This window comes from Ignavibacteria bacterium (assembly GCA_016873845.1).
Taxonomy (GTDB): Bacteria; Bacteroidota; Ignavibacteria; order Ch128b; family Ch128b; genus JAHJVF01.
Map to the genome: position 1 here is coordinate 35,609 of VGVX01000009.1, position 18,505 is coordinate 54,113.

The 18,505-nt window shown below is 36.0% G+C and carries 21 protein-coding genes; 3 read left to right on the forward strand and 18 right to left on the reverse strand.

Going from position 1 to position 18,505, the window contains the following annotated elements; all coding sequences use genetic code 11:
• Positions 1 to 17: 17 nt before the first annotated feature.
• The 9 genes from FJ213_03740 to FJ213_03780 all read right to left on the reverse strand — a co-directional run bounded on the left by FJ213_03740 (position 18) and on the right by FJ213_03780 (position 7,461).
• Entirely contained in the window at positions 18 to 2,090 is a 2,073-nt protein-coding gene (locus tag FJ213_03740) for a tungsten formylmethanofuran dehydrogenase (GenBank protein ID MBM4175272.1), read from the reverse strand.
• A gap of 3 nt (positions 2,091 to 2,093) precedes the next feature.
• Complete coding sequence (gene lipB, locus FJ213_03745; protein ID MBM4175273.1) at positions 2,094 to 2,807, reverse strand: lipoyl(octanoyl) transferase LipB; 714 nt, start codon at positions 2,805 to 2,807, stop codon at positions 2,094 to 2,096.
• 86 nt (positions 2,808 to 2,893) lie between these two features.
• Positions 2,894 to 3,301: a HEPN domain-containing protein gene (locus FJ213_03750; GenBank protein MBM4175274.1), complete on the reverse strand. Its 408-nt coding sequence runs from the start codon at positions 3,299 to 3,301 to the stop codon at positions 2,894 to 2,896.
• On the reverse strand, positions 3,294 to 3,599 hold the full coding sequence (locus FJ213_03755; GenBank protein ID MBM4175275.1) for a nucleotidyltransferase domain-containing protein: 306 nt from the start codon (positions 3,597 to 3,599) through the stop codon (positions 3,294 to 3,296). The genes FJ213_03750 and FJ213_03755 overlap by 8 nt, the downstream gene beginning before the upstream one ends.
• A gap of 42 nt (positions 3,600 to 3,641) precedes the next feature.
• Complete coding sequence (lpdA, locus tag FJ213_03760; protein ID MBM4175276.1) at positions 3,642 to 5,045, reverse strand: dihydrolipoyl dehydrogenase; 1,404 nt, start codon at positions 5,043 to 5,045, stop codon at positions 3,642 to 3,644.
• Between the two features lie 245 nt (positions 5,046 to 5,290).
• Entirely contained in the window at positions 5,291 to 5,383 is a 93-nt protein-coding gene (locus tag FJ213_03765; GenBank protein MBM4175277.1) for a T9SS type A sorting domain-containing protein, read from the reverse strand.
• A 30-nt stretch (positions 5,384 to 5,413) separates the two neighbouring features.
• Entirely contained in the window at positions 5,414 to 6,112 is a 699-nt protein-coding gene (locus FJ213_03770) for a hypothetical protein (GenBank protein ID MBM4175278.1), read from the reverse strand.
• Between the two features lie 302 nt (positions 6,113 to 6,414).
• Positions 6,415 to 6,834: a hypothetical protein gene (locus tag FJ213_03775; GenBank protein ID MBM4175279.1), complete on the reverse strand. Its 420-nt coding sequence runs from the start codon at positions 6,832 to 6,834 to the stop codon at positions 6,415 to 6,417.
• A 12-nt stretch (positions 6,835 to 6,846) separates the two neighbouring features.
• Complete coding sequence (locus tag FJ213_03780; protein MBM4175280.1) at positions 6,847 to 7,461, reverse strand: hypothetical protein; 615 nt, start codon at positions 7,459 to 7,461, stop codon at positions 6,847 to 6,849.
• 298 nt (positions 7,462 to 7,759) lie between these two features.
• Between FJ213_03780 and FJ213_03785 the strand changes: the two genes are divergently transcribed.
• Positions 7,760 to 8,707 (forward strand): SDR family oxidoreductase, encoded by a 948-nt coding sequence (locus FJ213_03785; GenBank protein ID MBM4175281.1) that lies wholly within the window; start codon positions 7,760 to 7,762, stop codon positions 8,705 to 8,707.
• A 56-nt stretch (positions 8,708 to 8,763) separates the two neighbouring features.
• Positions 8,764 to 8,943 carry a hypothetical protein gene (locus tag FJ213_03790; protein ID MBM4175282.1) on the forward strand — a complete coding sequence of 60 codons (180 nt, stop codon included), beginning with the start codon at positions 8,764 to 8,766 and terminating at the stop codon, positions 8,941 to 8,943.
• Here the strand turns inward: FJ213_03790 and FJ213_03795 are convergent.
• Entirely contained in the window at positions 8,901 to 9,428 is a 528-nt protein-coding gene (locus tag FJ213_03795; protein MBM4175283.1) for a thioredoxin family protein, read from the reverse strand. The genes FJ213_03790 and FJ213_03795 overlap by 43 nt on opposite strands.
• A 114-nt stretch (positions 9,429 to 9,542) precedes the next feature.
• Between FJ213_03795 and FJ213_03800 the strand changes: the two genes are divergently transcribed.
• Positions 9,543 to 10,673, forward strand: a complete 1,131-nt coding sequence (locus FJ213_03800) for a glycosyltransferase family 4 protein (protein ID MBM4175284.1) — start codon at positions 9,543 to 9,545, stop codon at positions 10,671 to 10,673.
• Here the strand turns inward: FJ213_03800 and FJ213_03805 are convergent.
• From FJ213_03805 to FJ213_03840, 8 genes are read right to left on the reverse strand one after another with little or no spacing between them, the layout of a single operon-like run.
• Complete coding sequence (locus FJ213_03805) at positions 10,670 to 12,115, reverse strand: hypothetical protein (protein ID MBM4175285.1); 1,446 nt, start codon at positions 12,113 to 12,115, stop codon at positions 10,670 to 10,672. The genes FJ213_03800 and FJ213_03805 overlap by 4 nt on opposite strands.
• Positions 12,102 to 13,190: a glycosyltransferase family 1 protein gene (locus FJ213_03810; GenBank protein MBM4175286.1), complete on the reverse strand. Its 1,089-nt coding sequence runs from the start codon at positions 13,188 to 13,190 to the stop codon at positions 12,102 to 12,104. Before FJ213_03810 ends, FJ213_03805 begins: the two co-directional genes overlap by 14 nt.
• A 7-nt stretch (positions 13,191 to 13,197) precedes the next feature.
• Entirely contained in the window at positions 13,198 to 14,169 is a 972-nt protein-coding gene (locus FJ213_03815; GenBank protein ID MBM4175287.1) for a GNAT family N-acetyltransferase, read from the reverse strand.
• Positions 14,166 to 15,068, reverse strand: coding sequence for a PorV/PorQ family protein (locus FJ213_03820; GenBank protein ID MBM4175288.1), 903 nt, complete (start codon positions 15,066 to 15,068; stop codon positions 14,166 to 14,168). Before FJ213_03820 ends, FJ213_03815 begins: the two co-directional genes overlap by 4 nt.
• Positions 15,068 to 16,105 (reverse strand): hypothetical protein, encoded by a 1,038-nt coding sequence (locus FJ213_03825; GenBank protein ID MBM4175289.1) that lies wholly within the window; start codon positions 16,103 to 16,105, stop codon positions 15,068 to 15,070. The genes FJ213_03820 and FJ213_03825 overlap by 1 nt, the downstream gene beginning before the upstream one ends.
• Positions 16,106 to 16,113: 8 nt before the next feature.
• Positions 16,114 to 17,679 (reverse strand): hypothetical protein, encoded by a 1,566-nt coding sequence (locus tag FJ213_03830; GenBank protein MBM4175290.1) that lies wholly within the window; start codon positions 17,677 to 17,679, stop codon positions 16,114 to 16,116.
• Positions 17,679 to 18,140, reverse strand: a complete 462-nt coding sequence (locus tag FJ213_03835; protein MBM4175291.1) for a hypothetical protein — start codon at positions 18,138 to 18,140, stop codon at positions 17,679 to 17,681. Before FJ213_03835 ends, FJ213_03830 begins: the two co-directional genes overlap by 1 nt.
• A 4-nt stretch (positions 18,141 to 18,144) precedes the next feature.
• On the reverse strand, positions 18,145 to 18,483 hold the full coding sequence (locus FJ213_03840; protein MBM4175292.1) for a hypothetical protein: 339 nt from the start codon (positions 18,481 to 18,483) through the stop codon (positions 18,145 to 18,147).
• Between the last annotated feature and the right edge of the window lie 22 nt (positions 18,484 to 18,505).

Genomic DNA, 18,505 nt, shown 5'->3' on the forward strand with positions numbered 1-18,505 from the left:
TTTCATTTCTGCTCCAATTAAAATTCTAATATTTCTTTTATTGCTTTACTAATTGTTGGTTTCGTTGGCAGGACATAATACTCAAGATTTGGATGATATGGAATCGGTGTGTCTTTAGCTCCAATCCGTTTAACTGGTCCATCCAAATATTCAAATGCTTCATCGGATATGATTGCTGCAATCTCAGCCCCAAATCCTGCACTCAATGTATCTTCATGCACAATTAAAACCTTTCCGGTTTTCTTCACACTTTCAAGAATTAATTCTTTATCAAGCGGGACGATAGTTCTAATATCAATTATCTCGATGGAAGAATCTGAAAAATTCTTAGCGGAGTGAATCGCTTCATTTACCATCGAACCCCAAGTCACTATAGTTAAATCTTCACCGTGCTGTTTAATTTTTCCCTTCCCAAAAGGTACATAGTAATCTTTTCCTGGCTCATTACTCATTGCATATGATTGACGGTACAATCCTTTGTGTTCAAGAAACAAAACAGGATCATCAAGTTGGATTGCTGTTTTTAATAATCCTTTCGCATCTGCAGCATTCGAAGGATAAGCGATGTAAAGTCCCGGACAGTGAGCAAAGAACGATTCAATATTTTGACTGTGGTAATGACCGCCATGAATAAATCCGCCGCAAGCTGTTCTAATAACCACATGTGCCGACCAAGCATTATTCGAACGGTAACGAATTAATGCAAGCTCATCTCTTATCTGCTGCATTGCTGGCCAGATGTAGTCTGCGAACTGAATTTCAACTACTGGTTTCAAACCGCGCTGTGCCATTCCGATTGCGACTCCAACTATACTTGCCTCCGCTAATGGCGAATTAAATACTCGCTCATCTCCAAATCGCGTTGACAATCCTTTTGTCGCTGAAAAAACTCCACCTTTACCATCTGCAATATCTTCACCAAAAATATAAATGCTGGCATCCTTTTCCATCTCTTCTCGCATTGCGTGATTGATCGCATCAACCATTACGATCGGTTTTTCCTCCTCACCATAATTTTCATATTCAATATCTTTACTATTAATTGCATCAGAAAAAACATGCAGCGATGCACTTTCCGGTTCAGGATCTGGTGCATTCTCTGCCCAATTGGCAGCTTCATCGACTCTATCATTAACTTCTTTTAGAATTTCATCAAATGCTAAATCGGTAAGAGTTCCTTTTTCAATAAGCAAGTCTTTAAAAAGATTTATTGGATCACGTTTCTTATCGGCTTCAATTTGTTCAGCAGGACGGTATTTTTTCTGGTCATCTGAAGATGAATGAGGGAACAATCTAACAACATCTGCTTCAATCAAACTTGGTCCCTGCATATTTCTTGAATATTTGACTGCAGCGACTGCAGCCGAATTGCATTCGAGATAATTCGTTCCATCAATTTGCTGGCGGAATAAATTTTTATAACCTTTGGTCATTTCAGCAATTGATCCACCCTCGCCTGCTGTCTGATTTTCTACAGGAACAGAAATTGCCCAGCGATTATTTTCAATTAAAAATATTACAGGTAATTTTTCTCTGCTTGCCCAATTAACTGCCTCATGAAATTCACCTTGGCTTGTTGCCCCCTCGCCGGATGAAACGACTGTTACTTCTTTTTTTCCCGTTCTCACAGAGGCTAACGCACAACCAACAGATTGCAAGTATTGAGAACCAGTTGGGCTCGATTGTGTAGGAACATTCAGACTCAACGAACTGTAGTGTCCAGGCATTTGCCTTCCACCCGTAAAGGGATCGTCTGCTTTGCCGAATTGATGAAGAAAAATCTCTTCAGGTTTAATTCCGATTGCCAAGGAAAATGCTAATCCGCGATAATATGGGAACGCCCAGTCGGTTCCAGGTCTCAATGCTTTGGCGACAGCTATTTGAATTGCTTCGTGACCAGCACAGCCAATGTGAAAAAACATTTTACCCTGCTTGAGAAGGCGGAGAATTTTTTCATCCATTGCTCTTGAAAGGAGCATTGTTCGCATGACAGAAGTCAATTCCTGCTTTGTCAAGCCGCCAAAAATATCTTTACGTCCGGTTGGTGCATCGAGAATCTGCTTTCCCCCATTGTTTTTACGTGCAGTCATTTATTAAGCTCCCTCAAATTCAATTGAATGAAATTCGTTATTAAACTCGTCCATTGAACTAAAATGTTTAATAGAGTCATAATTAAAAATCTTGCAAAAATGCTTGATTACAACATCTTTAACATTTTTTAGGGGGATTTTCGTTCCCAACTCGGCTGATAAAGAAGTCACTCCTTTCTCAAAGATTCCGCACGGAATGATCTTATCAAAATACGATAGATCGGTATTCACATTGAAAGCAAATCCATGCATGGTTATCCAGCGGCTGACTTTTATTCCGATGGCAGCAATTTTATTGTTATTGATCCAAACTCCTGTGTAATCGTCATTTCTTTCCGATTTAATATTATACTCATCGAGGGTTCGAATAATTATCTCTTCAAGCTCGCGCAAGTACTTGTGCACATCTTCATAAAGTTCGTCTAATTTTATAATTGGATAGCCGACGATTTGTCCAGGTCCGTGATAAGTAATATCGCCGCCGCGATCGATTTCAAAAACATCGATCCTATTCTCATTAAGAGATCGATCATCCGCAAGCAGATGATTTTCATTTGCAGATTTTCCAAGTGTGTAAGTGTGTGGATGTTCAAGAAGAATGAATGTATCATCAATGAGATTTCCGAGCCTCAACTGATGCAGCTTTTTCTGGAAGTCCCAAATTTTTTGGTAGGGTTCGATTTCGAGGTTTATGATATTTAATTGTCGATAGCTCAAGATTCAATAGAACTCAAGTCTGTTAATCTATTCAGATAAATCCTCTTAACAATATATCTGTTTTTTCTGGATGAATTTCTCAAGATTTATTTTAATCTTTCAAATTTTTTAAGAATAACTTCCTTTACTTTCAAAGCGATCTCGTGAGCTTCTTTCGTTTCTTGCAGATTTGGTTCATACCATTCATCCGGATATCGAATTTCAACAGCATAATCAGTAAGTACATCAGCTAAATGTAATTCTTCTTTAATAGACTGATCAACGGTTGAACATAGATTTAACAGAGCAATGATACTATGTGTTTTAGGAAATTCGATTTGATGTTTAACGAGATAAGCTTTTAAGAATTTTTCCACGGATTGCTGGCAATGAAAGCAAACGATGTCAGTTACCACGATTTCAGCTTTCAATCCCTGCTTAGCACTCAGCAAATCTCTTTCAGCAATCTTGAGCCACTGTTGAGCGATGTTATTGATTATTTCGTCTTTACCCATAAACTACTTTACCATATTTATTAGCTGTAAAGACAATAGTGCCAACTACATCTTTTAGAATTTCAAATTCTTTTGGAGTCTTAGTAATTATATCAACAGGAATCGAAAAATCTTTTAGTAAATTTCGGATGAGTCTATTCCGCTCAAAAGCTTTTTTCTTATCATTTTTAATAACTAAAAGATCAATATCACTGTAATTATTATACTCCCCTGATGAGTTTGAACCAAATAAAATAATCTTCTCTGGTTCATATCCTTTAATTATTTCATCAATTACCATTTTTATCTCTTTGTTCATAATAAACCTAAATTAAAATTAATTATTTTTAATCGCATTGAATCAAATATGAATCGCTTCTCCATGAGCATCTGCAGCAGCTTCCATTGTTGCTTCGGACAATGTTGGGTGAGCATGCATCGTTTTAAAAATCGTTACTCCAGTGGCTTCGAGACTTTTTGCAAGTCCGAGTTCGGCAATTAATTCTGTTGCTTCGCTGCCAATTATGTGAGCACCGAGCAGTTCATCATATTTTTTATCGAAAATTAATTTAACGAATCCTATAGTTTCTCCGCTTGCGATTGATTTACCATGACTTCTGAAATTATATTTTCCGATCCGAAGTTCATATCCAAGCTCTTTCGCTTTCTTCTCGGTCAACCCGATGCTAGCAACTTGCGGTTGACAGTATGTGCAGCCTGGGATAGCATCGTAATTTACTCCAGCTGAATGATGACCTGCAATCTGCTCAACACATGCAATTCCTTCAGCGGAAGCAACATGTGCAAGCCATGGCGGACCGCTTACATCCCCAATCGCATAAATATTTTCTAGATTAGTTTTGTAATTCTTTTTGTCAATTGTGATGAAACTTTTCTCAGCCTTAATTCCAAGTTCTTCCAGTCCAATTCCTTCGATATTGCCTTGAACTCCAATTGCGACAAGTGCAATATCACTTTTTATTTCGGAAATCTTTCCAGAAGTCTCAACAGTAACAGAAACGTCGGTTTTTGTCTTGTCGATTTCTTTCACTTTGGTGTTTGTGAGAATTTGAATTCCATTTTTCTTAAATTCCCGCTCAAGCAGTTTTGAAATTTCTTCATCTTCTATTGGCAGAATGTTCGGAAGCATTTCGATAAGAGTCACCTTTGTTCCAAGCTCGTTGTAAAAATATGCGAACTCGACTCCAATCGCACCTGCTCCGATGATAACCATTTCCTTCGGCTGCTTTGGAAGAATCATTGCCTCGGTGCTTGAGATAATTTTTTCTCCGTCATTTTTTACGTTGGGGATTTCTCTTGCACGTGCCCCAGTCGAAATGATAATGTGTTTAGCAGTGATCTCCCGTGACTTTTTTCCATTCTTATCCAAAACTGAAATGGATTTCTGCTTGGTTAATTTTCCGAATCCCTCAACGATATCGACTTTGTTTTTCTTCATCAAGAATTCAACACCTTTATTGATCTTCGAAGAAACCTCGCGGCTGCGCTGAATTATTTTAGTGAAGTCGAACGAATAACCATCGATCTTAATTCCAAACTCCGATGCATTTTTTACCAAATGGAGCGCTTCTGCATTTTTCAGAAGGGCTTTGGTCGGTATGCAGCCCCAATTGAGACAAATTCCACCGAGTTTATCTTTCTCGATGAGAACAGTTTTTAATTTTAGTTGTGCGGCACGAATTGCTGCTACGTATCCGCCAGGTCCTCCGCCAAGAATCGCTGCGTCATATTCAAAATTTTGCATTTTTCCCTATTTTTAAAACAATATAAAAACTCACTTCCCTAAATTCAATTTAGATAATGCGGGATTTAATAATACTTTTTGGGGGATGCAGTAACATGTGCATAGACGTTTTTGTGAAGTTTTGTGATGTAGCGGCATTGTGCAGTTTATCGAAGTTTGTTTACTCTAGAAGTTTCAGATTGCCACTAAGGCACGAAGACACCAAGAAACACATTGATGTGTTCATAACTCAATAGATCATTTCATCACTTAAGGTAGATCATTTTTTTTGTCTCAACGAAATTTCCAGTTCGAAGTTGATAGAAATAAAGACCTGAGGGCAATGGATAGTGGATAATGGAGAATTGAGAATTGTAGTTGCCAGGTTCTTAAACCTCGTCAACAAGGGTTGCGACTTCACAACCGAGTACATCATAGATTTTTAATTTAACTCTCTCACTACTCAATACTGAATACTCAATACTAGTCACCCCATTGAATGGATTTGGATAATTTTGGTATAATACAAATCCTCCTGGTTGTGAAATTCTGTTGTCGATTTCAACGAAAGTAATTCCGCCATTTGTTGTATTCATTATTAGACCCTTCGTTCCCACAATCCATCCGCGGTGGGAAGAAACAAAAGATATATCACTCATTCCCCAATGATACGGTGAGTTCTGTTTTGTCCAAGTTGTACCCTGATTAGTCGAGATGTAGACTTTATCGCTGCTAATGATATATCCGATGCTATCATTAACAAATGATATTTTATTTAAGTATACGTTTGGCTCTACAAATAATTGAGTCCATGAGGCACCACCATCTGTAGTTTTATACAGTTCATTATATCCAAAGCCCAGAGAAAAACCGATTTGAGTATTTATTAAATGCATTGAAATTATTTGATCACCGTGAATGAGGGGCAGATGAGTCCAATTACTTCCACCGTTAGTAGTTTTATAGACTGACGTTCCAGCAGCAAAACCTAAATCTTGATTCAAAAAAATAATTAAATTAATTATAGGATTTGGAGTGAATTCACTCCCCTGCAATGTCCAATTTGTTCCACCATCGATTGTTTTCAATGCTATTCCAGGTATTTTTCCGCAAAGCCAGCCAACTTGCTCTGAAATAAAACAGACATCTTTGAATTCAGTATTATCACCGGAAGAATAAATTTCAGTTCAATTGGCACCTTCATTAGTTGTCTTGAGCAAAACACCATGTGGAATATATAAGTAGGGAGGTATATATATGTTTTTTGTAGCGGTGATGAAGCCAGTAAAAAAATCAATAAATCTAATTTTAGAAAAGTCTCTCACTCCATAGTTTGTCTCAGACCATGCAAATCCCCCATCAATAGTTTTTAATATTTTTGTATTATTAGTTAAAGAAATCCTTTGAGTTCATTGAGGAATTGCACAGAGACTAAGTCCTCTCGAAGAAAATCTTTGGATTGATTGAACCAGCTCAGTCCACCGTTTGTGGTTTTGTACATCACTCGTCCACTGTTAAATACCCAACCAGTAGTTGGCGAAACAAATGAAACGTCATTATTAGAATTCCATAAAGGTTCATTAATTCCGGTATTCAACTTAGCCCAATTTTGTCCGCCATTGGTAGTTCGCACGATTAAATTATCGAATCCACCGACTGCCCATCCATTCAATTGATCTGAGAAATAAATTGAGTTGAACCAATTATAAGAAAGTTCAGTTCGATAGATCACACTCCAATTATGTCCGCCGTCCGTTGTAGAAATAATCTTACCATTGCTTCCGCCAGCAAAACCTTTTAAACTGTCGATAAAAGCGAGACATTATAAATACTCATAAGTTGTATCTGCATAAACAGTTGTCCAGACAGATCCGCCATTTGTAGTTTTTATAATTTTATTTCCAGAATTTCCATTATTCCATCGGCATGCCCAACCAAGTTTCTGATCAAGAAATTGAACTTCTATCAGTGCACTCATAACATTGCTTACTTGTGGAGTCCAATTCTCCCCGCCATTCGATGAATAAAATATTTTCCCATCGTATCCCACAGTCCAGCCGTGCATCTCGTCTATGAAATAGATCGAATGTAAAAAATATGATAATCCATCGGCTTTTGTTTCCCAATTGTTTCCTCCATTTGTAGTTTTTAAAATAATCCCATTCCAGCCTACGCAGAATCCCAGATTTTGATTTACAAAATGGATTGAAAATAATCTTGAGGTAGAACCAGTTATTTGAAAAACCCAGCTCTCGCCTCCATCTGTGGTTTTATAAATTTCACCATGATCGCAGGCGATCCATCCAATATTTTCATTCATAAAAAAACTTGAGTTTATATTCGCTTCAAAGGGACGGGGATTGATTAAAGACCATTGCGAGTAAACTTGGAACGAGCTTAGAAAAAATATTAGAAGAGTCGATAAAAGAAATTTCATTTTGATTACCTCCCTAATTTTTCATCATATACTGCAGCTTTTTTACAGCATAACCTTTCTTTCAAAATCAGTTTACAAACGGCGGTTCGAGTGTCAATAGGTCTAAATGACCAATAAATTTATCACTAATAATGCAATAAATTAGGTATCGTTCATAAGTTTGTTTAGTAATAGATTTTCAATGTGAAGCAATTTTATTTGCAAGCAACACGGATTATAACAATCAATTACTTTTACTTTACGCACAAATTCTCGATATTGAACCCAGATTTTTCAAAAAACAATTATCATTAACTCTATGAACAATATTCCAATTTCAGTTGTAACGGGTGGAGCGGGATTTCTCGGCTCTCATCTTTGTGATAAGCTTATAAACAATGGACACAAAGTAATCTGTCTCGATAACCTTATCACAGGTAGTCTTGAAAATGTATCACATCTTTTCGGGAATGAAAATTTTAAGTTCGTTAAATATGATGTTACAGAATTCGTCCACATCGATGGACGAGTTGACAACATTCTTCATTTTGCTTCTCCAGCTTCACCGATCGATTATTTAAAATTACCAATACAGACATTGAAAGTCGGATCACTAGGAACACACAAAGCACTCGGACTCGCCAAAGCAAAAGGTGCAAGGTTTTTATTGGCGTCAACATCAGAAGTATATGGAGATCCGGAAATTCATCCGCAGCCGGAAAGTTACTGGGGAAATGTTAATCCGATCGGACCTCGCGGTGTTTATGATGAAGCGAAACGTTTCGCTGAAGCATTGACAATGGCTTATAATCGCTATCATGGAGTTGATACAAGAATCGTTCGTATCTTTAATACGTACGGACCAAGAATGCGATTGCACGATGGAAGAGTTCTACCGACTTTTATAGGGCAAGCATTGAAGGGGGAAGATCTTTCAGTCTTTGGAAACGGTTCACAAACCCGAAGCTTTTGTTTTGTAGAAGATTTGATTGAAGGAATATTTCGATTGCTAAATTCGAATTTTAAAGAGCCGATCAACATTGGTAATGCTGACGAAATTACGATACTTGAATTCGCTCAAGAAGTCTTGAAATTCACTAAGAGTAAAAGCAAAATCGCGTTCAAAGAATTGCCGATTGACGATCCAAAAGTTCGTCAACCCGATATTACACTTGCAAAACAAATTCTCGACTGGGAACCAAAAATATCACGAAGCGAAGGAATAAAAATTACGATTGATTTCTTTAAAAGGAAATTAGAGTTATAAACGCGTTGAAGGAGCCTAAAAGCAATATTTTTTGAATATCGAATATTGAATAGTGAATTTTGAATGGCGAGTTAATACTCATTCGATATTCATTATTCCTAGCTCATTATTCGATATTCCTTGTTCTTTATTTATTATTCATTGTTCATTACTCAACATTGATTGTTCAATATTCATTATTCAATTTCCAATTTCAATTTTGTTTTCCTTCTTCAATGAATTTTTCAAACGTTTGATTAAGATATGCTTCGCTAGAAATGAATTTTAAGATTTTAGTGAACATGTCTCCATCAATGTATCCTGGAACCACTGTAATTGGATCACTGCTTGAATTAAGAAAAATTGTTGCTGGATAGCCCTTTATTCCAAATGCAGCCGCAAATTGAACTTTAGTATATTTTTCTCCTTGATAGGTCAATTCCTCACTGGATTCAGCATTTAGTTTTATGAATATAAAGTTTCTAACTATCTCAGAAATAACAGATTCATTCTTGAAAGTTTCACGATCCATTTTTTTGCACCAACCGCACCAGTCAGTGTACACGGAAACAACAATTTTTTTATTCAAGCTTTTCGCAGCTTCGAGTTTTTCATTAAAAGATTTGCCATCATTTGAGCTTAAATCTGTTTCACCATTATTCCCTTCCAATCCGCCGATAGCAAAAAAAGTGATTGCTATCACAACACCCAATATTATTAAAGCGATTAAACTATTCTTCATTTGGTTCCCTTAAATTATTAAATTGTCAATGTTTTTCGATTCGAAATAAAACCAAAGCAATTATAAGTTAAATTCGGTTTCATTCAAAAACTTTTTTGGATAAGATGTAATTAAATGAAAAAGGTCGCAATATTAACCACCGGTCATCCTCCAAAGGACGAAAGAATATTTCATAAAATTGCCGGTTCACTGGACAAAAACAGTTTCAAGGTAACGATTATTTGTTCAACTGAAGACATTGATGCGAAACTCGAAGGAATTAAGTGCATCGGTTTCGACCAGAAAATAAATTCACTCAATCCTATCTCAAAAATCAAAAGATTAATTAATTACTTAACTCAGTCCGAAGCAGAAATTATCCATGCCTGTGAGCCGATGACTGTTCTCATTGGATACGTTTTTAGAGTGACGAATCGGAATAATAGAAAAGTAAGAATTTTTTATGATGTTACGGAATGGTATCCCGAAAACATTGTTAAAAATAGTCCTCTCTTTTTTAAGCCACTCAAATTCCTTTTTGGCCATATTCTGAACTTCATTGTCAGCAATTTATGTGACGCGATTATTCTCGGGGAGAATTATAAGAAGCAGAGATACGATTTATACGCTCCGAAAATAAATAAATACCTTATTGGATACTATCCAATACTCGATTACTACAAAGCTTCAACTCAAGCATTTGACGGTACTGAAATTGTGTTTGGATATGCAGGTGTGATCTCTGTTTCAAGAGGATTGAAAATCATGGCTGATGCGTTACTTCAACTGAAAAGGCAAAATCCAAATATGAGAATAAAGTTCATACTTGCGGGCAGATTTGAGGATGAAAGAGAGAAGTCGATCCTAAACGAGTTAGAAGTTAATCGAATAAATATTCAGTACTGCCCATGGACTGATTATACCGAATTCTCAAAACATCTTGAACCAACCCACATTTGCTTTGATATTCGTCCTGCAAACGGAATTTATGAAAGATCACTCCCGATAAAAATCTTTGATTACATGGCTCTCGGTAAGTGTATAGTTGCATCGAATTACAAACCGATATCAGATACATTCGCTGATGCGGATTGCGGAATTTTGGTGAATCCTCTTAATGTGAACATTATAGTTTTTTCTATTGAGAGTCTTATCACTAATCCAGAAAAGATTGTCGAGTTGGGAAGAAATGGACGCCGAGCCGTTGAAGAATTTTTTAATTGGGGAACGTGTGAGGCGGAATTGCTGAGAGCTTATAACTCCTAAAACTGCAACCGGATCAATCTAGCAAAATCAATTACTTTCAATTCACGTACGATTATTACAAAACAAAAAATTAGAACTATATCTAAATATATAGAAGCAATCACCATGGACAAAAATGGAAATCCGAAACTGACTCCAATGGCTGTCCATAACTTTCTTTTTTCGTAATTCACCTTAACAACTTTTGCGCTGGTTAAATACAAATAAAATGCACCAAGCATAAAAGCTGCCATGGTTGCAATTGCAGCTCCAGTCAATCCGATAAAAGGGATAAGAAGTATGTTGAGAATTATATTTCCAATAAAACATAAGAGATCTGAAAGTAAAAAATGAATCGGCTTATCACTTACATAAGGTCCAAGCGAATAAAACGACATCATTATCGCGAACATATAACCGAACAAAACAAATGGGATCACGAAGGCAGCTTCAAAATATTCCGGTGTAAATATTTTAAATCCATTAATATCCAATCTGAACACATCATCGGCAAAAAGTGATATTGGGATAATTAGAATTGCAGAGATTACAATCAATTTCGAAAAGACTTTGCCAAGATAGTTCGGTTGATCATCTTTTAGATTAACTATGAAGTTGTAATAATGCGGGAGCCAGGAATTTTTAAATGAAATTCCAAAAATATTTAATACGAGACCGAATCGATAGCCCAAATAATAAACACCAGCTTTGTCGCTTCCTAAAAAATAATCAACAAGAAATCTATCGAATACTTCTGTGAGAACTGTAAAAATACTTGAGAAAAAAAATGGATAACCAAATTTTAAGATACTTTTAATCCAATTTGAGCTGTATTCAAATTGAAAATAAATTTTGAGAACATCACTACAAAGCAAAATCAAAACTATTGAACTTATGATCTGCGCATAAAAGATAGAATTTATTCCCATCGATAGATTGTGAATAAATATCACATTTAAAACAAAATTAAGTAAAGCGGAGATTACTGTATTACTGACAAATCGTTTCGACTTTTCAAGTGTTACGTATATAATCGAAAAGTAATATGAATAGGTCATCAGAAGAATTGAAATAATCCCAAGCGAAAGAGATAACGAGTACTCGCTGCTGTGGAGAACTATCTGTGAAATTTCTCTTGCGAAGAAAAGTAAAATCACCGTGATTGGAAGAGATACTGCGGAAATCAAGAAAATCAGATTAGAAAAAATTAATCTCTGTTCACTTTGAGATTTCGCTGAAGTAAAATACTTCACAAAACTTCCCTGCAGCCCTAGGTGAAAAAAAATAGAGATGATCGAAGCAAACGAAATTACTAAGGAATATATTCCGAATTCCTTTGAAGAAATATAATGAGTATAGAATGGAAGAAGGATAAAACTCAGACTGCGGGCAATAAGATGTCCGAAACCATAAATACTCGTGTGAAAAAATATTCCGTGATTTGATTTCTCAGAGGATCCCATGCTCGCGGTAATGCTGCTTCAATGCTGAATTAACTTTTTCAAATGAATGATACTCCTCCACCCACTTCCTAGATTTAATACTAACTTTTTCACGTAATTCTCGTGAATCAATCAGCTCCATAAGTTTCGAATAAAGCTGATCTTCATTATTTGCGACAACAAATGGATTGGAAGGAAGAAAGTCTTCATACTCCTTCGTCATATTAGTGAGTGTTGGAATTCCCATTCCAAGACTTTCAAGTCCGCTTTTGCCATACCCGGTTCCTCCCATAGCGCCGCCAACTTGATCGATGCAAATATCACAAGTCGATTTGACATCAAGCACTTTTGAACGAATCTGTTTTTCCAATAGAATGAAATCGATCTTGCGGTCTTTTTTAATTTTGTTAATCACTTTCAGAATAAGCGAAGTTCCCTTGAACTTTCTGTTTGTCGGTGTGTGAATAATCTTAATTTTCTCTGAATCATTTTTTTTTCGAATCGGCAATTCATCGATATTGAATGGATAAAATAAGTAATGTACGGTCGGATGCATTTTGAGATGATCGAATTCAGAAGTTAGATTCAGATCAGAAATTCTATCAAGCTCTCTCATCAATCCGCGAGATCGTAAATCACTACCAAAGTAACAGCAAACAATCTTTTTTCCATCTGTTTTCCAATTTTTTGCAATTCTTGAATCCCTAAAAAAATCCATTCCACCATCGTAGTGAATAACATCGTATTTGTTCAATTCATGTTCTTCAATGAATGCCATTATTTTTTTGGTGCGAAGTGATTCGGCAACATCGAAATATAGTGACTCAAAAAAATTTTTAGGTTCAAAATAGATAGGATACGATTTTTCTTTACGTTCTACAGATTTGTGTAGATTTTCAATTTTACTCTTTCGCCAATAGTTCGAGATGAAGTTTCTCGGAACAAAATAATTTAAACAAGCTTCTTCGGGAAATTTATAAGGTGTATGATAGAATGTTACCAGCTTCGCTTCGTCTCCGGATGCCCTATGCATTTGCACATAAGAATAAGGTACGCCAGCATAATTTTCTACTGCTATGTGAAGAATTTTTAACACTTAAATTCTAAAGGTCTAAATAAAATGTGTCACGGAAAATTCCTCTCGCACCAAAGTTTTCTTTGAATCTTCCTAATCCCCAATTCGGTTCCATATTTACTGTGAAAATCCCAAAATCAAGATAATTGAATCCTTCTGATTTATATTTTCTCATGATTTCATAAAAAAGTAAATTAACAGGACGATATTCTTGAGCATTTTCATCATGGGAGATATAGAAGGCAAGCACGACCTTTTTATTTGCAGAGAAATTACATACTCCAGCAACTAACTTAGATTTCGCAAAAGCGCCAAACAATCTAACTTTAGTAGGAAAAATATTTTTTATTTTCTTCAATTCATCTAAAGTGTGTGTTGGATTGACATTGTGCCGCATCTTTAGATTTTGTTTTAAGATTTCATAGTATTCTTCAAAACGATCGGTCTCGGCAATCTCAACTCCAGATTTCAAAGATTTTTTTAAAGCTGTTCTTGCTTCCGGTCGGTAAGTATAAACTAAGTTCTCATCATCGAAATCCAGTGACACGACACTTGAGACTTCTCTTTTCAAATAATTGAATCCATTCTTCACTAAAGCAAAGTCGATATAATTCGAAACTTTCGTGCAATAAATAATTGGCGGAAGCGTGAGAATTATACGATTGTATTTTTTGCCTCTGCAGTGATCGATGAGTGATTCAACAAGTTCGAATGAATCTTTAATGTTTAGCGAAGAATCATAAACAAAAGAACCGTAAGAAGCCCCTCGATGAGAATAAAATATTTTCTTCCCATCATTCTTAAATTCAATTGCCGGAAGGACCGAGAATAATTTACTGCTTTTTTCGAACACTAATGATGAGTCGATAAATCTATCTTTTGGGTGATAAGCTAAAAAATCTCTTCGGTGAAAAATCGTACCATTGTCGGATTTATCGATAAAATCATTCCAATCTTCGTCTCTTATTTTACCTAAATTAAATTCGCTGACTTCTATCATAATGAAATAAAAATTGAAAAAATATTTGCTGAACCAAAACTTTCTTTAAAAGGTACATATGCGTAATCAGCCTGAATGCCTTTCCAGTTGATTCCAACTCCTGCTGAGAAACCATGTAGCTCCCTGCCTGTTCGGTAACCAAGTCGTACAAAAAACATTCTCGAATAATTAGTTTCTAATCCGAATAGTATTGGAAATCCAGCTTTCGAAAAATATTTTTGAAATTCGATTGAAGGAGTAAATGAAAACTCTGAGAATTTTAATAAATCCACGTACGATGCACCGATACGAATTTCAGTGGGGAGTTTAGTACTTTCCTGATTTAGGTTTGACATATGTCCAAGATTCCTGAGAGTCAATCCTAAATTCAAATCTGAATAAAAGTCTTTGTAGAATAATCCCAAGTCCAGAGCATAACCAGAAGCTTCGTAATCAAAAATATTTTCATAGAGATATTTAAAAACAACACCTGTTGAAATATTTTCATAAAGTTTCAGAGCTGTTCCAAGGCCTATGTTTAAATAATGTGCGTTGAAACTTCCCTCTTTCTCCCCGGGTTTAGTTCTAATTTCGATCTCAGAGATATTTGTCGAATTAACAACTGCAAAGAGTGGAATATTAAATAATTCGAAATTAGATATTAGGAATTCTGATTTTACATCTTGAATCCATTCATTATGCATAAAGCCGATGTTCGGATTCTCATGAAAGCTAAGCAGTGCCGGATTATAATAAATAGAAAACGGAGAATTCAAATTCGTGGAAATTGCTTCAGCGAGAGCAGATTCACCGGCACCAACTCCAATTTTTAAGAAGGACAAACCAGTTTTTCCAGCATCATTTTGAGCGTAACTCAAAGCATATACAATTATAAAAGTCAAGGTTATTAACTTTTTCATTAAAAATTTATTCCTAACGAAATTACATGTTCATCAAATGGCGAATAAGCTTCCATTACGAAAGCATAATTAAGTGCAAATTCTAAATTCCAAATCGATTGGTCTAATTGAAATCCAAATGAAGTTTTCGGAACCATATCTGAATTACTGAGATTAAACCGGTCGAGCCCTGCTCTCAACTTTAGATAATCCAATAAATTATATTCAGCCCCAAATTTTAAAATGTTAGTACCGAAATTTGAAGATTCAAAATCTACAGCAACTATTCCAAGATTATTTGGGAGTAAATAACTGATTCCGATTCGTTTTAGAAGAGGAAATTTATCAATAGTATTGCTTCTTCCCTTTTCTTTGTAAATCGGTGTAGAATCCCATTGATACTTTGAATTCAAGTCAGCGATAACTGCACTAATGTACAACTCATCCATAATTTTTATAATTGCACCAAAATCAAATCCGAGCGAAGTACTCGACATTTTTTCAAATAAAGAATAATAATACATCTTAGCTGTTAATCCAATTGCGACCCGTTCAGAGGGCTTAATACCAAACGACAAAAAGAATTGATTTTCACTAGTTGAATAGGTTTCAGTTTTTAATCCAGAACCATCTCTTCCATCTATGTTGCCAACACCTGAATTAATTACACCGACACTAACTCCCGCAGTCGAATGTACTTCATTGGTCGAATTTCCGTCTTCATCCTTTTTATAAAACTTAAAACTTCGGCCAACACTTAAAAAGTTCATTCTTCTGTCTAATGAAAGAAATGTATAACCGAGATTTGCATTATTCCCTTTTTGAAAAACTACAAGAGCAGGATTATAATATGAACTCAACTGCCCTTCGGTCACTGAAGTCATCGCATTTCCCATGCCGATTCCGCGTGAACCAAATCCCATTCTCGAAAACGATCCCGGTGCAGAAGATATTTTGCTGGTTTGCGGTTGAGCTAAAACTATACTGTTGCAAATGGCAATAGACAAGAACAATGTTGTGCAGGCAAATTTTATAGAAACCATTTTTCGAAAATGCATGATCACTCTCATCTCAACACCATAATCTTTCCGAAAGCAGGTTTTGATTCCCCGATCTCAACTGAATAAAAGTAAACTCCATTACTGACAATTGAGTCAAATTCATCCTTTCCGTTCCAAGTTTCTGTCTGTTGAATTAATTTATCGATTGTTCCTGATCTTGGTGCATTCTGAATAATTGTTTTCAAGAGATTAAAACCGAAGTCATAAATTCTAATAGTTACGTTTTTGTCCGCACCTTCGGTCATATACTTAATTTTTACAACCTCCTGATCAGGATTAAATGGGTTAGGGTAAGAATAAGTTTCATTTGCTGAATTGACTGGAACATAAGCAAGATAGACCCGCCAAAATCCACCCCACGGTGAACCGGTTTCGGTTGTCTTAGCAAGTCCGCTATTTGATCCGATCCAAATTGTATTACCTTGACTTGCAGCTGAGTAAAAAGTATTTGTTTGTATTCTTTGTTTTGTAATTGAATCAACAATTGCTGGAGCTTTGATCCAATTCACACCTGAATTATCCGTTCTGTAAAGTCCTTCACTCCCTGCCGCATAAGAGATATGATTGTAAAAACCAAAGTTGTGAAAGCGTTGAGTTCTATTTGACTGCAACCAAGTCTCTCCTCCATCAGACGTGAAACTTACAGCATATTCTTCGGTCAGATCTTCAGCTTTCCAAGTTGCAGCATAAATGTGAGTAGCACCTCCGACTTTCGTTCCGTTAATTGCAACCACGAAGTTTCCGCTAATGCCATTGGTTTGATTTTGTTTTGTAAACTTTCGCCAGCTTATTCCTCCATCGGTTGATTTATTTATTCCACCGGCAGTTCCAACCCAAATAATTGAATCTGTTTCAGCGTAAACCGAAAAAACTCGATGATTGAGATTGTTTTGATATCCCAAAGAACCGCTAACGGGTGAAAGATCGAACGAAAGTGTATCTGTTGGCTTAATGGAGTTTAGATTGTCTGGAGGAATAACAACTCGTTCCCAAGTTCCTCCCTTGTTCGTTGATTTTCGCAATCCACCTGCAAAAGATGCAATCCATACTGCATCTTTCGTAACAGCGACATCATATGTGATATTATTCACCGCTGTTGTAATTGGGAGAGCATTGAGTTTATTTAAACCGTAATAGACTTTATTGCTATCTTTGTGATCGATTGGCTGAGGAACTTTGTACCACGAATTTCCGGCATCTAACGAAAACAGAAATCCACTCCCTTCTGGAAGCGTTTGCCCATCTTTTTCGATTGAATGTGCTGTTGCCGCCCAAATCAATCCATTTTTATACCCTAAGCCAGAAATAGCTTCTTTACCAAATTTTGGATGATTATAAAAGTTTAACCAACTTTCACCTTTATCAAAGGAAATGCTTAAACCCTTTCCACTGCCGAGAAGTATTGTATCGCCTATAGTAATCAAATCAGTAATCGAGTTTCCTGTTTGTGTCGTCGAGCCTGAAGCAGACTTATTCAATTTTATTTTTGTTTCAAATTGGAAATCCATTGGAATATGCTGAGCGAAACTGACAGAAGTTAAAAGCAATACGAAAAATAATTTGTTCAACATTATTTCAAAACCATAAAGTGAGAAATGACATTACTTAATTCGTTTGATTTATCTATCGCTTGAAAATCAAATCGATACTTTCCTTTGGTAGTACCTGGAGGGAGAATAATAATCCGAGAATATGTTCCATCACCTTTTACTAGATCACCATTCGCAACAATGTTCCCGTCGTCAAACATCTGGAAGGGATTGCTTGATGATGGAGAACCATCAGGCCTGAATGTGTTAAAGTATACAGATGTTAGTTCATTAACACCATCTGCATCCGAAGCATCTACACTAAGTGAGATTTTTAAGGTGTCAGCAAGAGGTACGATTAACGTATCAGGCGCTTGAACGTTCTTTACAACAGGCGGAACATTTTGAGCTGGATCGAAGATTGAAGAGTATTCCTTCTCGCACGATTGAATAAAGATTGAACAGAAAACTACTGCAGCTACTATGTTTTTTATATTATTCACTTACTTACCAAAATTTAATGTAAAAAGGAACTGGGGTAAAAGATATTATAAAGATAATGATAGCAAAGTAACCAATCAATTTTCTTTTTTTATCGAGTCCAACTGGATCATAAATTTCTGGATGATAAAGTTTTATCAAGAAGCGTAAAATCAATGCCCAAAATACCCATCCGCTCCAACCTATTGGAAAATTTAGGTTAAAAAACTCCGAAACAAATCCTGAAATTCCAAGAATCATTAGTAATGCAAATGTTACATCGGCAACTTTGCGGTGAAGATTAGTACCGAACATAGAATAAAATATATGCCCGCCATCGAGCTGTCCCACCGGGATTAAATTCATTGCTGTAACAAACAATCCAAAA